At 60.0% G+C, this 14,110-nt stretch carries 11 protein-coding genes; 6 read left to right on the top strand and 5 right to left on the bottom strand.

Features of this window, described 5'->3' with window-relative positions; all coding sequences use genetic code 11:
* Positions 1 to 22 precede the first annotated feature (22 nt).
* Both B5M06_RS04505 and B5M06_RS04500 read left to right on the top strand, forming a co-directional pair.
* Positions 23 to 1,168, top strand: a complete 1,146-nt coding sequence (locus tag B5M06_RS04505) for a phospholipase A (RefSeq protein ID WP_054065690.1) — start codon at positions 23 to 25, stop codon at positions 1,166 to 1,168.
* A gap of 210 nt (positions 1,169 to 1,378) precedes the next feature.
* On the top strand, positions 1,379 to 1,825 hold the full coding sequence (locus tag B5M06_RS04500) for a hypothetical protein (RefSeq protein ID WP_054065718.1): 447 nt from the start codon (positions 1,379 to 1,381) through the stop codon (positions 1,823 to 1,825).
* Positions 1,826 to 1,843: 18 nt separating this feature from the next.
* On the opposite strand, the gene B5M06_RS04495 is transcribed toward B5M06_RS04500, so the two are convergent.
* The gene (locus B5M06_RS04495; protein WP_054065717.1) at positions 1,844 to 2,320 is read right to left on the bottom strand and encodes a universal stress protein; all 477 of its coding nucleotides are present in this window, start codon (positions 2,318 to 2,320) and stop codon (positions 1,844 to 1,846) included.
* A gap of 111 nt (positions 2,321 to 2,431) precedes the next feature.
* Here B5M06_RS04495 and tgt point away from each other — a divergent pair, with 111 nt between their 5' ends.
* On the top strand, positions 2,432 to 3,604 hold the full coding sequence (gene tgt / locus B5M06_RS04490; RefSeq protein WP_054065716.1) for a tRNA guanosine(34) transglycosylase Tgt: 1,173 nt from the start codon (positions 2,432 to 2,434) through the stop codon (positions 3,602 to 3,604).
* 175 nt (positions 3,605 to 3,779) lie between these two features.
* Here the strand turns inward: tgt and B5M06_RS04485 are convergent, their stop codons facing one another.
* Positions 3,780 to 6,020, bottom strand: coding sequence for a protein-disulfide reductase DsbD family protein (locus B5M06_RS04485; protein WP_054065689.1), 2,241 nt, complete (start codon positions 6,018 to 6,020; stop codon positions 3,780 to 3,782).
* A 345-nt stretch (positions 6,021 to 6,365) separates the two neighbouring features.
* Positions 6,366 to 7,868 carry an MATE family efflux transporter gene (locus tag B5M06_RS04480; protein ID WP_077344589.1) on the bottom strand — a complete coding sequence of 501 codons (1,503 nt, stop codon included), beginning with the start codon at positions 7,866 to 7,868 and terminating at the stop codon, positions 6,366 to 6,368.
* A 58-nt stretch (positions 7,869 to 7,926) separates the two neighbouring features.
* On the opposite strand from B5M06_RS04480, the gene B5M06_RS04475 reads away from it, so the two are divergent.
* Positions 7,927 to 8,817 (top strand): creatininase family protein, encoded by an 891-nt coding sequence (locus tag B5M06_RS04475; RefSeq protein WP_420809975.1) that lies wholly within the window; start codon positions 7,927 to 7,929, stop codon positions 8,815 to 8,817.
* Here the strand turns inward: B5M06_RS04475 and B5M06_RS04470 are convergent.
* Together B5M06_RS04470 and B5M06_RS04465 are read right to left on the bottom strand one after the other, a co-directional pair.
* A complete protein-coding gene (locus B5M06_RS04470; protein ID WP_130932648.1) occupies positions 8,802 to 9,374 on the bottom strand; it encodes a hypothetical protein in 573 nt (190 codons plus the stop codon). The genes B5M06_RS04475 and B5M06_RS04470 overlap by 16 nt on opposite strands.
* Positions 9,375 to 9,508: 134 nt before the next feature.
* Positions 9,509 to 10,180 (bottom strand): histidine phosphatase family protein, encoded by a 672-nt coding sequence (locus B5M06_RS04465; RefSeq protein ID WP_054066014.1) that lies wholly within the window; start codon positions 10,178 to 10,180, stop codon positions 9,509 to 9,511.
* 250 nt (positions 10,181 to 10,430) lie between these two features.
* Here B5M06_RS04465 and B5M06_RS04460 point away from each other — a divergent pair, with 250 nt between their 5' ends.
* Both B5M06_RS04460 and B5M06_RS04455 read left to right on the top strand, forming a co-directional pair.
* Entirely contained in the window at positions 10,431 to 12,725 is a 2,295-nt protein-coding gene (locus B5M06_RS04460; RefSeq protein ID WP_162777392.1) for a TonB-dependent receptor plug domain-containing protein, read from the top strand.
* Between the two features lie 177 nt (positions 12,726 to 12,902).
* Positions 12,903 to 14,033, top strand: a complete 1,131-nt coding sequence (locus B5M06_RS04455) for a cytochrome-c peroxidase (RefSeq protein WP_077344586.1) — start codon at positions 12,903 to 12,905, stop codon at positions 14,031 to 14,033.
* The last annotated feature ends 77 nt before the right edge of the window (positions 14,034 to 14,110 follow it).

Below are 14,110 nucleotides of genomic sequence, written 5' to 3'. Positions count from 1 at the left end.
GTTTGTTCTGAGGAAGCCTGGCATGAGAACGCCTCTGATTCGTCGTCTGGCCTATAGCTGCAGCCTGTATGCCTTGTGGACTGCCACAGCTTCGGCAGCCACACCGAGTGAGCCTGCCACCGGGTGGCAGGCCTGCAGTGCCGTGCAAGATGGCCAGGAACGCCTGGCCTGTTTTGACCAGTGGGCCGCTGCACAGCATGGCGGTGCAGTGCCTGCATCCAAGGCTGCAGTGCCTGCCGCCAGTGCGCTGACAGTGCCTGAGAGCCCTTCTGAGCCAGTGCCTGTGGCCGTGGCTGAAGGCGCACCCATGCAGCTGCCAGGCAGTGACTGCTACCGCTCTGGCGCCAGCACCATGCTGCAGTTCTATGAGCTGCGCCGTGCTACCGACTGCGGTACTTTCAAGCTGCGGGGCTTTCAGCCCCAGTCCGTGTCGGTGACGGCGGCCAACCATATGAACACCAGCCCCAGTACACTGACCCAGCCTGCGTTCGAGACGGACGACTACCAGACCAAGGAGCTGCGCATTCAGCTGTCGCTGCGTACCAAGCTGGCTGCAGGGCTGCTGACGCCTGAAGATTCTGATCGCCTCGACTCTCTGTGGGTGGGCTATACCCAGCTGTCGTTCTGGCAGATCTTCAATGCCGATGTGTCGCGTCCCTTCCGTACGACGGACCACCAGCCCGAAATCTTCTACGTCTACCCCACCGAGGCACAGCTGCCGCTGGGCTGGCGTCTGCGCTATAGCGGCATCGGGCTGGTGCACCACTCCAATAGTCAGAGCGACCCACTCTCGCGCAGCTGGAATCGCGCCTATCTGATGGCGGGTGCGGAGCTCAACAACCGCTGGCAGCTGCAACTCAAAGCCTGGCACCGCATTTCGGAAAAGCTGGAAAACGATGACAACCCCGGCATTCAGAACTACTGGGGCCGAGGCGAGGCCAAGCTGTTCTGGCAGCCTGATGCCCGCAACATCTTCGGTCTGACTGCACGCGGCAGCATTGGCAAGGGCTATGGCTCAGGCCGGCTGGAATGGATGTATGCACTGGGGGGCGACAACAGCAATTTGCGTCTGCATGTTCAGCTGTTCAGCGGATACGGTGAAAGCCTGATTGATTACAACTACAAGCGCACTTCGCTGTCCGTGGGGCTGAGCCTGCTGGATTTCTAAACCCTTACGCTTTATAAAAACATAGCTTCCAGCGCTTGCTGCATCAGCGCTGGAAGCTTTTTTTATACTGAAAAGTTAACAAAAACAAATTGTTCCAAATACCTGCCATCTGGGTGCTTGTGACCCCTGACGCCTTGGCGCAGAATGTGCTTCACCTTTTCAGCCCCGTGTGTCGCCCTTACCGAAGCACCTTGCACACCCGAGATGACCATGCACCTGCAGTACCAGCTCAAGGCAGGCAGTTACTACCTGTACGACATGCGCGAATCGCCTAGCGCAGTCACAGGTGAGCGCCGCTTCAAGCTTAAAACAGACCTGCTGGCCATTGCGTTTGACCGCTACACGGGCGAAGTGCACCAGCATGGCACGCCATCGCGCATCCAGTCATGGGCATTGAATACACGCCGCCGCCTGCGCGCTGCCGGGTTGTGGCAGCAGGCGGATGACATCGTGGTGGTCACGGGCCCCTTCCCCGTGGAAGAAATCAACAAATGCCTGTCGATCAAGGGCTACTGCCGCCGCCTGCTGCAGCGCTTGGCTAGCTTGCCGCATGGCAAGCTGCATGCTTGGCAGACCGCGCAGAAAACCCAGGGCAGCACGCATGGCAGCAGCCACCAGCGCAGTCAGGACAAGCGCTGGCAGCGCAAAGCGGCGTAAAACCGCAGGTGCTGGCACTTACGCTGCGTCTTCGGCAGCTTCAGCCTCTGCAAGGTCCTCTTCCTCAGGGCTACGTACGACCAGCACCGGCCGACGGCAGTGGGTGATCACCGTCTTGGACACTGAGCCCACAATCGCGCTTTTGAGCGCGCCCATGCCGCGTGCACCCATGATGACCATGTCGGCATTCAGATCCTCGGCCATTTCCAGCAGCATGCTGCCGGGCTCGCCCAGCACCACTTCCATGGAGTAGCCCACGCCTTCGGCGTCGAGCAGGGCGGCGGCTTCGCTCATGAGGTTTTCGCCGGCCTGCACGGCAGCAGCGGCAATGGCGTCGGCATCTCTGGTGGCCAGTTCCAGCAAAGAGGCAGGCTCCTGCACATTCACGAGGGCGATTTCGGTGCGCAGCCCCCGGGCAATCAGTTTGAGCGCCTCGCGTACGGCCTGCAGGGATTCACTGGAACCATCGACGGCAATCATGATGTGGGTATACATGGCGTGCTCCTTGTCATCGTTGTGGGTGTGCAAGAGATTCCACTATAGAGCACCCCGGCACCCTGCATGCTGCGGCAACGCAAGCCGCCTTCTGGGACAATGCGCGCCATCATGCTGCAGTTCGAACTTCTCAAAACCGACCCCACCAGCCACGCCCGCCGTGGCAAGCTCACGCTCAACCATGGCGTGGTGCAGACCCCCATCTTCATGCCCGTTGGCACCTATGGCACCGTCAAGGGTGTGATGCCGCGCAGCCTCGAAGAAATGGGCGCACAAATCATTCTGGGCAACACCTTCCACCTGTGGATGCGCCCCGGCCTGGACATCATGAAGACCTTTGGTGGTCTGCATGGCTTTGAGAAGTGGAACAAGCCCATCCTGACCGACTCGGGCGGCTTTCAGGTGTGGAGCCTGGGCGCCATGCGCAAGATCACGGAAGAAGGTGTGCACTTCCAGAGCCCTGTGAATGGCGACAAGCTGTTCATGTCGCCCGAGGTGAGCATGCAGATTCAGACGGTGCTCAACTCCGACATCGTCATGCAGCTCGACGAGTGCACCCCGTACGAGACCAACGGCAAGAAGACCACGGAAGCCGAAGCGCGCAAGTCCATGGAAATGAGCCGCCGCTGGGCCAAGCGCTCCAAGGACGAGTTCGAGCGTCTGGAGAATCCCAACGCGCTGTTTGGCATTGTGCAGGGCGGCATGTACACCAATCTGCGCCAGGAGTCGCTGGAAGCGCTGGTGGAGATGGACTTCCCCGGCTACGCCGTTGGCGGCGTCTCCGTGGGTGAACCCAAGGACGAGATGCTGGAAATCATGGCGCACACGCCCCACCTGCTGCCTGCCAACAAGCCCCGCTACCTGATGGGGGTGGGCACACCAGAAGATCTGGTGCAGGGCGTGGCCGATGGCGTGGACATGTTTGACTGTGTGATGCCTACCCGCAATGCGCGCAACGGCACGGTGTTCACCCGCTATGGCGATCTGAAGCTGCGCAATGCCCGCCACAAGACCGATCACCAGCCGCTGGACACCACCTGCACCTGCCATGCCTGCGCGGGCAAGAGCGGTGTGAGCTGGGACGATGGCGGCCGTGATGGCTTCAGCCGCGCCTACCTGCATCACCTGGACCGTTGCGGCGAAATGCTGGGCCCCATGCTGACCACCATCCACAACCTGCACTATTACCTGAATCTGATGCAGGAAATCCGCGATGCGCTGGAAGCGGGCACTTTTGCCGAGTTCCGCGCCAAGTTCAAGGCTGACCGCGCACGCGGTGTGTAAGCCTGCCAAACTGCATCCACAGCAACCTCCTTCGGGAGGTTTTTTGCTGTTTGCAGGCGCGGCAGCCAAGGCTGCTGGCCCTCAAAAAATAGAGCTGCTAGCGCTTGTTTTTAAAGTATTTCAGGCATAAATCATACTGAAATCTTTGTTTTTCAAGCGCTGGCAGCTATTTTTATCAGAGCGTTGCCAGTGCGTCATGCACTTCCTGGCGGGTGAGTAGCTCGGTCATGACGATGGGCGCCTTGCCTGGTGCCAGTAGCACATACACGGGCACACCATTGCGGCCAAGGGCCGCCAGCGCGGCGGTGATGGTGGGCTCGCGCCGCGTCCAGTCTGCGCGCAGCAGGGCCACGCCATGAGCCGCAAAGTCGGCCAGTACCTTGGCGTCCGACAGCGTAGTGCGCTTGTTGTACTGGCAGGTCACACACCATGCGGCGGTGTAGTCCACAAACACGGGGCGGCCCTGAGCCAGCAGCTGCTCCTGTGCGGCGGGGGACCACGCCTGCCAGCCGCTGCTGCTCTGGCTGGCCTGCGCGACAGGCTCGGTGATGGAGCGGCCCATGCCCTGCACCAGCCATGCCGAAAATGCCAGGACCAGCACACCCAGCAGCACGCGTGTGCGGCCCTGCAGGGTCAGCACCCACACGAGGGCGGTCAGACACAGCAGCAGCGCCAGCAGGGCGGCTGCCCCGTCAATCCCGCTTTGCTGGCCCAGCACCCAGACCAGCCACACGACGGTGGCAAACATGGGGAAGGCCATGGCGCGGCGGAAGGTGTTCATCCATGCACCGGGACGTGGCAGCCAACGCAGCAGGGCAGGCACAAAACTCACCAGCACATAGGGCAGGGCCATGCCAATGCCCAGCGCGGCAAATACGGCCAGCGCCTGCACAGCAGGCATGCCCACGGCAAAGCCCAGCGAAGCACCCATGAAGGGCGCGGTGCAGGGCGAGGCAATCGCCACCGCCACGACACCGGAGACAAAGGCATCGCCCAGCGGGTGACGCGCATGCAGATTGGCTACGCGGTCGGGCACGATATTGCCCAGCTCAAACACACCGGCCAGGTTCAGGCCGATCAGGGTGAACAGTGCTGCCAGCGCGGCGACCACCAAGGGCGATTGCAGCTGAAAGCCCCAGCCCAGTTGCTCACCCGCTGCACGCAGGGCCAGCAGCAGAGCACCGAGCGCCACAAAGCTCAGAATCACCCCGGCTGCATAGGCCAGACCACCGTGGCGCTGCGCGCGCTGGTCACCGCCATGGCGTGCAAAACCCATGAGCTTGATGGCCAGCACCGGAAAGACGCAGGGCATGAGGTTGAGCAGCAGACCACCCAGTAGGCCACCAACCAGTGCCATGGCCCAGCTGCTGGCGCTGGGGACATCGCTGATGGGCTGTGCTGCAGCCTGATTGGCCGCCAGTGCAGCCGCCAGTGCAGGTGACACCTGAGCCAGCTCTGCCGCTTTCCACTGGCCTTGTACGGCTGCTGTCAGCTGCCAGGCCTGTGAGGGGGGCGCATGGGCTACATCGCCTGTGGCACCGGGCAGACCCAGCACAAAGTCCAGCATGGCCGGCGTGTCGCCACGCATGGTGGACAGCGGCAGCTCGGCACTCCAGACATTGCCATCCCAGCGCTGGGCGATGGGTGCTGCATGCTGAAAGGTATCTGCCGTCTGCGGGTAAAACGCCAGGGTCTGTCCCTGCGCCAGAGCAGGCAGGCCTTGCACGCGCAGCTGTACGCGGTCGCTATCAGGCTGGGCACTGAGGCTGGCTTGCGCTTCAGGTAGAGCCTGCGGCACCTGGGCCAGCGCCTGTGCAAATTCGGTGGCCCACTGGGTGTCGCTCACATCGGTGGGCAGGCGCAGCAGGAATTCGCCTTCTTCCGGAATGCACTCCACACGGCACACCAGCCAGGAGGCATGCAGGCGCAGCTCGGTGCTGTGGTCGGTACCGGGCTGAAATGCACTGCCAACGGTGACGGGCACAGGCAGTAGTACCGTGCCTTCATAACCGTAGTTGAGCATGTCGCCCACACGAATCTGCTGGGGGACGGGCCAGTCGATATCACCAGCCTGCATGCCCGCAGGCAGTGTCCAGTTCAGCTGCGTGGGCAGGCCGGAATCACCAGGGTTCTGCCAGTAGGTATGCCAGTCTGGCTGATGCTGGATGCGCAGTCCCAGCGTCAAAGGCTTGCCAGCTGCCACACCTTCCGGAGCCAGAGCTACCAGCTGTGCCTGCACATGCGGGGTGGTGATGGTGTCTGCAGGGCCTGCGGCAGCAGCGCTGCCCAGATTCAGCCGCAGCTGGGCATGGGCAACCATGGGCAGCAGGACGGCACAGAACAGCCATGCCACAACACCCAGGGTCAGCGCTTGTGCATGGAAACGGCGGAAAGAAAAGAAACGGCGAGTTGGCATGGCAAAGCTTGGAGGCAGAAACCGTATTGTGGTTCCCCGCGCACCCGGTGTGCAGCTTTTTCTGCCTGCGCTGCTGGGTCAGCTAGGGCGTGTTCACATCAACATTGGGTTCGCGCAGCCACGACAAGGCTGGCAATGCGCGACGCACGGCGCAGCGCGGGTGCGCACCCGCGCAAGGCGGGCAACAATGCAGTGGCGGCCTTGTCGTGGCTGCCCCTGATTATGGAGATCACAAATGGGGTTGAAGGCTTGGGGCGGTCTGCGTTGTTGCGGCGGCTTGCAAGGCGCCCGGCATTGCTGCGCCACCGCGCCTAGCATCCCATCCCCAAGCCTTCAACGCGAATCTCAAGCTTTATGTGAACACGCCCTAGGGCGTGATGACGGGGCGTCGGGCTGGTGCAGGCGCCGCAAGGCGCAGACAGGGGCTGGGGGCTGACCGCCAATTTCGGCGGGTGTGGCCACGGTCTCTTCATCGGCAGTGGGCAGCATGCGTGCCTCGCGCCAGCGGCCCCAGCGGTAGTAGGCCAGACTCATGAGCATGGCGCAGATGGAGCTTGCGGGAAAGCTCCACCAGATGGCATCTGCACCCAGCCAGGGCTGCAGCCATTTGGCCAGCGGCAGGCGTATGCCCCACAGCGAAATGGCCAGAATGACCAGCGGTGGAATCACGGCGCCGGTAGAGCGCACCACGCCGGAGATGACAAAGGTCACGCCAAAGAACACAAACGAGCCAATGGCAATGTGGTTGAGGTGGCGCGCTGCCTCAAGCGCGGCGCTGCCTGCGGGGAGAAACAGGCCCAGTACATGGCGATCCAGCAGCACCAGCGGAATGATCAGCAGACCGGTCATCCAGATGTTGCACCAGATGCCTGCAGTGGCGGTGCCATCCACGCGCTGCCAGAGCTTGGCGCCCACATTCTGTGCCGCCATGGTGGAGCAGGCCGCGCCGATGGCCATGGCCGGCATTTGCACATAGGTCCACAGCTGCAGCGCCGCGCCGTAGGCGGACGAGGTGTCAATGCCATAGCTGTTGACCATGCTCATCATCATGAGCATGGCCAGCGAAATCATCACCATCTGTGCGCCCATGGGCAGGCCTTTGACCACCAGCGCACGCAGGATGGCCGCATGGGGCAGGAAGTAGTGCAGCTGCCTGCGCCCAATCCACAAGGGGTGTCTGCGGTGGTAGAGCCACAGCAGCATGGCGACAAAGCTGATGGCGTTGGACACCAGTGTGGCGGTGGCCGCGCCGGTGATGCCCATGGCCGGGAATGGCCCCCAGCCAAAAATCAGTACCGGGTTGAGAATGACGTCTAGCACCACCACCAGCAGCAGGAACAGAAACGGGGTGCGGGTATCGCCTGCACCGCGCAAAATGGCCGAGACAAAGGCAAACAGGTACAGCAGCGGAATGGCCAGAAAGATGACGCGCAGATAGCTTTCAGCCAGCGGCAAGGCTGCGTCTGGCGTGCCCATCCAGTTCAGAATATGGCGTGACAGCGGGTAGCCCAGTGCCGCAATGCCTATCGATGCAAGACCAAAAAACGTGGCGCTGGTGCCCATGACACGGCGGGCCTGCTGCAAATCTTTGGCCCCCATGCTTTGCGCGACGAGGATGGTGGCAGCCATGCCCACGCCAAACACCAGCCCAATCAGCAGGAACATGATGTTGTTGGCATTCGCCGTGGCGGTGATGGCGGCTTCACCCAGGTAGTGACCGATCCACATGGCGTTGACAGAGCCATTGAGGGACTGCAGCACATTGCCCGCCAGAATGGGCAGGGCAAACACCACCAGGGTGCGGGCAATAGGGCCTTGGGTCAGGTCTCGGGTAGGGCTGGAGGGCATAGAGGGATTGTGGGTCTATCGTGCGCCCAGTCTGCCGGACAGCGCCTAAGATTGCAGCATGTGCCAAAACACCACCTCTTTTTCTTCTGACATGGCAGATGCTGCTGCATTGCAGGCTTGGCCTTCCAGGCGCTGGGCCGATGTGTCCGCACGTGACTTTGCGCTTGCCCAGCGCAGCGGCCTGGCGGCGCAGACGGTGGCCATCCTGCCGGTGGGCGCGGTGGAGCAGCATGGCCCACACCTGCCGCTCAAGGTCGATACGGCGCTGGTGGAAGGCGTTGTGGACGCGGCCCTGCCACTGATGGCTGCCGATGTGCCGGTGCTGGTGCTGCCTACGCAGGCTATTGGCTTGAGTCTGGAGCACCAGGACTACGCGGGCACGCTGAGCCTGTCTCCAGCCACCCTGCTGGCTGTCTGGACGGAGCTGGGGGTCTGCGTGGCACGTGCCGGGGTGAAGAAGCTGCTGATCTTTAATGCCCACGGCGGCAATGTGAGCAGCATGGACATCGTGGCGCGCCAGCTGCGCATGCAGTGCGGGCTGCTGGTCTACCACAGCAGCTGGTTCAACCTGCCGCAGCCAGCAGGGGTGAACGAAGCCTTCAGCGCCCATGAACACCGCTTTGGTGTGCATGGTGGCGAGACCGAGACTTCCATGATGCTGCATCTGGCCCCTGAGCTGGTGCGCATGGAGCATGCGCGCCACTTTGCCAGCAGTTCCGAAGTGCGAGCCCGGCAGTTTCCCATTCTGGGCAATGGCAAAAGCGCCAAGCTAGGCTGGGCCATGCAGGACTACAACCCTCAGGGCGCAGCGGGCAATGCCGCTGCCGCAGATGCTCAGCGCGGGCAAGCACTGGTGCAGGGGGCTGCTGCCAGTCTGGCGCAGCTGTGCGCAGAAATTCATGCCCTGCCTGAGGGCACGGTAGGTGGGCAGCCTCAGCCGCTGGGTTGATCGTCCAGCAGCACGGACTCCAGCTGCCAGTGGTGCAGCACTTCACGCAGTATGAGCAGGGCTGCTGCGGCCTGCGGGGTCTGCGGCACATCGTGGATGGGCACCTGCGGGTGCATGGCTTGCATGACCAGCAGATTGAACAGTGTTTCCACCGCCTCGCGGCGCACGCTGTGGGTGTGTGCCTGGGCACGGCCCAGTGCACTGCGACCCACGGCATGCAGCAGCCGGTCATTGAGCAGCAGCATGCTGTGCGCTGGAATCTGGGTGGCCACAGGCATGATGGTGTCTTCGACCAGCATGATGCCGTGTTCCAGCTGGGCCTCGTTCGGCATGCGGTTGCCAAACACCTGCTGCGCCAGCAGGTCCAGCCCCAGAGGCAGTTGCAGGGCCACAGGCGCGTCGGACCCGTGCGGCTGTGCGTAGATCAGCACCTGGCTGCTGTGTGCGAACAGGTGCAGGCACACCAGCGCCTGATCGCCACACAGGCGCTGCCAGCGCTGGAGCGTAGCAGCAGGTGGTCGCGGTGCATGCGTGTCAAGGCTGGTGGAAGAAGACATACTGCATCCCTGAAGGTCGGACTGACCATTGTGCACCGGCCGTGTGACAAATGCTTGCGAATCCTTGTGCAGACCTGCACTTTGCAGCATGTGCTTACATCGCTGTAGTGCTTTGCCAGCAATTGTCTATGCCTTCAGGCAAATGTCTCCCAGCCTCGGGTGTCTGGCGTATCCAGATGGTTCAGGGTGTTAAAGCTTTGCAGCATCAGACGCTTGGGGCTCATGCTCAGCGCTGTGATGGCAGTATTGCGGATGCGCATGTTGAGGGCGATCGCCACTTCGGGGGAAGTGCCCAGTACGGAGCTGATGGCGGTGGCAATCGGCCCGCCGCTGCTGACCACCAGCACCTGGCCTGCATGGTGCTGCTGGCGCATCTGCTCCAGTGAATGGCGCACCCCGTCTGAGAAGGCCTGCCAGCTGGGCATGCCTTCGGGGGAAATGACGCCAGCCATCCATTGCGCCAGCGCATCGCACAGCAGACGAAAGTGGGCTTTGAAGCCTTCGGGCGTGCAAGCCGGGCCCAGAGGCTCAGCCTGCATACACCGTATCAGTGCATGGCTGTCGTATTCATTGAGTGCAGGCAGCGCCGTGGCTTCGGGCAGGTCGGGCAGGCCGTCCTGTATGCCCGCCAGCGTCTGCACATGCCGCTGCAGCGTGCCGGTGTAGACCGCATCAAAGCGCATGCCGCGCTCCTGCCAGTAACGCCCCAGCTGCTGCGCCTGCTGCAGGCCCAGTGCGCTGAGCTGGTCATAGTTATCGGCCCCGAAAGACGCCTGGCCGTGGCGAACAAGGTAGATGGTTCCCATGCACAGGGATTCTGATTAAGGCCTTTTGAAGAGGCTGTCTTTTGCGTGACCAAGGTATTTTTACTGCTTATCTAAATGATAACCATTCTTATTTTTATATAGAATAGCTGATTCTTTAAAGATACAAATGGAGAAGTGAAAAAACATGGCCACGTGGGAGAGAGTCATCGCAGTAGCTGCGGCATGTGGGGTAGGAGGTGCTGCGTGGGCAGTAGATGATGAAAGTGGCCACAGTGCAGCAGAAAAAAGCATGCCGACGGTCCACGTGACAGCACAAAGTTTGGAGGTGCGCGTTTATACACGTGAAGAGATGGATGCAACCCCAGAAGGTAATCGCGATATCTCTTCACTGGTAGCGAACCATCCTGCCGTGCGGCAGAACCCCACAGTAAATGGGGCTGGTAATCGCGGCAGCTTAGCACCAGAGTCTTTCTCCATCCATGGACAGAGTCCGTACCAGAATCAGTTTCAGGTCGATGGCATCAGTGCTACGAATGTCATCAGTCCTCAAAATCAGAACCTGAATTTGCAAGTGGGCAATGTGCCTGGGTTTTCGCAGGCCTACAACATTGACACAGAACTGCTTGATTCAGTGGAGGTGTATGACAACCGTGTGCCCGTCGAGTTTGGGCGTTTTACGGGTGGTGTGGTCGATGCGCAGATCAAAACGCCTCAGGGCACCAACAAGGTGGAGGTCAAGCGCAGCTTTAACAGCTCAAACTTGACGCAACAGAAAATGCCGCCCCGCGTGACAGAAGCCTGGGAGGAGGGGGAGCCCGGATATTCGGCACGCTGGAAGAAACACTTTTCGAGCATCAACGCTGATGTAAAACTGTCAGACGAGACTGCCGCATTGCTGGCTTTTTCCCGGCGTGAGTCGGAGATTCAGCGCACAGGCAAGGTGCTTGACCGTACTTCTGGTATCCCCAATGGTAAAACGACGCGATTGGTCGCGACCGACCATAGTGACCAGGTGGACAACGTTTTTGCCAAGTTCCATAGGCGCTGGGGACAGGGGCTAGATACCAATCTGACGTTGAAATACGCCGATCGCCAGGAACATCTGGTCGACAATTTTTTTGCCGATACTGCATGGACCAATCAGCAAAAAGCTTATGGCATCGGCCTGGATGCCACACAGGTGCTGGATGCTGGCAAGCTAAGCCTGAAGTTCGGTCTGGACCAATTGAATGCGCAGCGTAACTCCAGCGGGACGGAGTTCGTCACGCAGCAGTTTGCTGACAAGTCGCTCAGCCAATATACCTATGGGGGATTTGGCACAGAAGCCTTGGAGCAGCAACAGGTGACTGCCAAGTTGCGCATGGACTGGAAGACGCTGCAAACAGGAGCGGTGAGTCACAAGATTTATGCGGGCGTCGACGCGCAAAGCATTGATGCGCATTTTGACCGCAAGCAAGATGCGTATGCCTATCGCGCCGTACAGCAGTTGGATGGCTCGCAAAAGTATTTCAATAAAACCCACTATATGGCTGGCAAGGTGAAGGCTGGCTATAACAGCACGTCGCTGTATGTGAGTGACACCATGCAGTGGGGCAACTGGAGCGCGATACTGGGCGCGCGGGTTGATCGTGACAACTATTTCAAGAATACCAACTTTGCGCCGCGTGGCCGTGTCGATTGGGACGTGCTGGGTAATGGCAAGACACAGCTGGGGATTGGCTGGTCGCGTTACTTCGGTCTGGACCTGCTGGGCTATGCGCTGAGCCAGGAAAAAAGCAAGCTGCAGCGCCAGCTGATTGACTCTAAAGGCAACCCTGTCGATAAGCCTGCCGCAGGCCAAATCCATCTGATCGATGGTGTGAAGACGCCGCGTTCTGATGAATGGGCCTTCGGGGTAACGCAGCAGCTGTCTGAATATCTGGAAGCTGGGCTTACCTATGTGCGGCGCACGAGTCGCGACTCGGTGACAAGCGATTCCATTGATGGCCAATACGTATACACGAATGGTGGTTATGGCAAGTCTGAAACGGCTACGTTGAGCCTGCAGACGCTGCGTCCCTGGAATGCGCTGGCTGCCCAATGGCGCGGTCGGGTCGATTTCAGCTGGCACGATGCTTGGCGCAACCATGATATGGCCGAGGCTTGGGCTGCAGAAGCCAGCCTGCCAGATGACGTGATTATTTATAACGATCAAAAGATCCTGCGCAAAGACAAGCCTGCCAGTGATTTCAATCAACCGCGGCGGCTGAGCATTGGCTGGACAGGGGTCTGGCAAAAACAAGGTGTGACCTGGGGGAATCGTGTCAATTGGAATAGCAGCAAAAGTGGCATCACATACCTGGGGGTTTCTGCCAAGCCAGAGCAGTTAGAGCGCTATGGCTCTCAGCGACTTGCATCGTATTGGACCTGGGACACTTCCATCACCTGGAAGCCGCAGCAGATCAAGGGATTGCTTCTGAATGTCGATGTTCTGAACCTGCTCAACCGCATGGCGCCGATTGCAGTGACAACACCGACTGCTGCGAACAATGTGCGTTATCAGACCGGACGTGAAATTTGGTTGAACGTTGGGTATGAGTTCTGAGAATGAGTGTCGCTTGATAAGCTGATTAAAGCGACAGTATTTAAAAGTGCGCAGCTAGTAATGGCTGCGCTTTTAGTTTTTATGGCATACACAATGAGACGGAGTCTAAAAAGAAATATGCGACGTACTTTCTGGAGTATCGCAGGCGCGGTTGTTTGGCTGACGAGCATGACCACTATGGCTCAAACCATACGCGTGGAGCCTAACGCCACCACCAAACTCGCCCAAGCCTCTGCTCCCAACACGGCTTTGGCACGCTTGCTCAATCCCGTGGACAACCAGGCCTTCGAATGTGGAGAGCAAGCAGGCTGGAATATCGAGTGCCTGCGCTCTCGCTACCAGGGAACCCCTGGGCATTGGCCCAAGCCGGTGATTGATGAAGGCAAGGCATGGAAGGAAATGGCACCGGTTCCTGCGGTGCAGCCGCCTGCGGATGCCAAGGCAGAAGCGCAGCGTGCTTTGGGGGCGGTGCTGTTCTTTGACCCGGGTTTGTCGCGCAAGGGCGCGGTCTCTTGCGCTTCTTGTCATCAAGCCGACAAGGCGTTTACCGATGGGCTGGCGCAGAGTGTGGGTGAGGACAAGCTCATGGGGCGTCGTCGTGCACAGACCTTGTTTGCTGCGCCATTCTCGGAAAAGCTGTTCTGGGATGGCCGTGCAGGCTCTCTGGAAGAACAGTCCAAGGGCTCCATCCAGAACACCTTTGAGATGAACAACACGCTCGACGCTGCGGTGGCCCATGTGAATGCACAGCCCCAATACCAGGCGCTGATACAGACGGCCTACGGCACTCAGAAGGTGGATGAGGATGAAATGGTGGCGGCCATTGCCAGTTTCGTGCGCACCCTGCGCCCATCGACAACGTTGGCGGATGAAGTGATTGCTGGCGACACAAAGGTCCTGTCTGACCAGCAGCTTCTGGGCTTGCACCTGTTCCGGACGAAAGCACGCTGCATGAATTGCCACAGTGGTGCGCTGCTGACAGACAACGAGTTCCATGACCTGGGCCTGTCGTTCTATGGCCGGCGCAATCAAGATCTGGGCCGCTTTGAATTTACACGTGACAAGGAAGACTTAGGCCGGTTCAAGACGCCGAGCTTGCGCGGTGTCGTGCAAGGAGGCCCCTGGATGCACAACGGTTTGTTCCCAGACATGCATGGCCTCATGCGTCTGTACAACATTGGTATGGGGGTGGTTGCAGGTGACCCGGCGACAGACCCCTATATACCGCCGAAGTCTCCACACATGAAGCCGATTAACTTGAATGCCGAAGAGATTGACGCCTTGGTAGAGTGGCTCAGACTTTTATAAACCTGTAGCAGGCAGAAGCCTTTCTGATGAAAAGCGACGCCAGTTTTGAATCAAAACTGGCGTTGCTGTTTAGGCGT

The organism is Comamonas kerstersii, assembly GCF_002056725.1.
Taxonomy (GTDB): domain Bacteria; phylum Pseudomonadota; class Gammaproteobacteria; order Burkholderiales; family Burkholderiaceae_C; genus Comamonas; species Comamonas kerstersii.
This window is presented reverse-complemented; position numbering and strand designations above follow the sequence as displayed.

Coding starts and splice junctions, on each gene's coding strand:
- B5M06_RS04505 (WP_054065690.1), top strand. CDS start 23: ATGAGAACGCCTCTGATTCGTCGTCTGGCCTATAGCTGCAGCCTGTAT.
- B5M06_RS04500 (WP_054065718.1), top strand. CDS start 1,379: ATGCACCTGCAGTACCAGCTCAAGGCAGGCAGTTACTACCTGTACGAC.
- B5M06_RS04495 (WP_054065717.1), bottom strand. CDS start 2,320: ATGTATACCCACATCATGATTGCCGTCGATGGTTCCAGTGAATCCCTG.
- tgt (WP_054065716.1), top strand. CDS start 2,432: ATGCTGCAGTTCGAACTTCTCAAAACCGACCCCACCAGCCACGCCCGC.
- B5M06_RS04485 (WP_054065689.1), bottom strand. CDS start 6,020: ATGCCAACTCGCCGTTTCTTTTCTTTCCGCCGTTTCCATGCACAAGCG.
- B5M06_RS04480 (WP_077344589.1), bottom strand. CDS start 7,868: ATGCCCTCCAGCCCTACCCGAGACCTGACCCAAGGCCCTATTGCCCGC.
- B5M06_RS04475 (WP_420809975.1), top strand. CDS start 7,927: ATGTGCCAAAACACCACCTCTTTTTCTTCTGACATGGCAGATGCTGCT.
- B5M06_RS04470 (WP_130932648.1), bottom strand. CDS start 9,374: ATGTCTTCTTCCACCAGCCTTGACACGCATGCACCGCGACCACCTGCT.
- B5M06_RS04465 (WP_054066014.1), bottom strand. CDS start 10,180: ATGGGAACCATCTACCTTGTTCGCCACGGCCAGGCGTCTTTCGGGGCC.
- B5M06_RS04460 (WP_162777392.1), top strand. CDS start 10,431: ATGCCGACGGTCCACGTGACAGCACAAAGTTTGGAGGTGCGCGTTTAT.
- B5M06_RS04455 (WP_077344586.1), top strand. CDS start 12,903: ATGGCTCAAACCATACGCGTGGAGCCTAACGCCACCACCAAACTCGCC.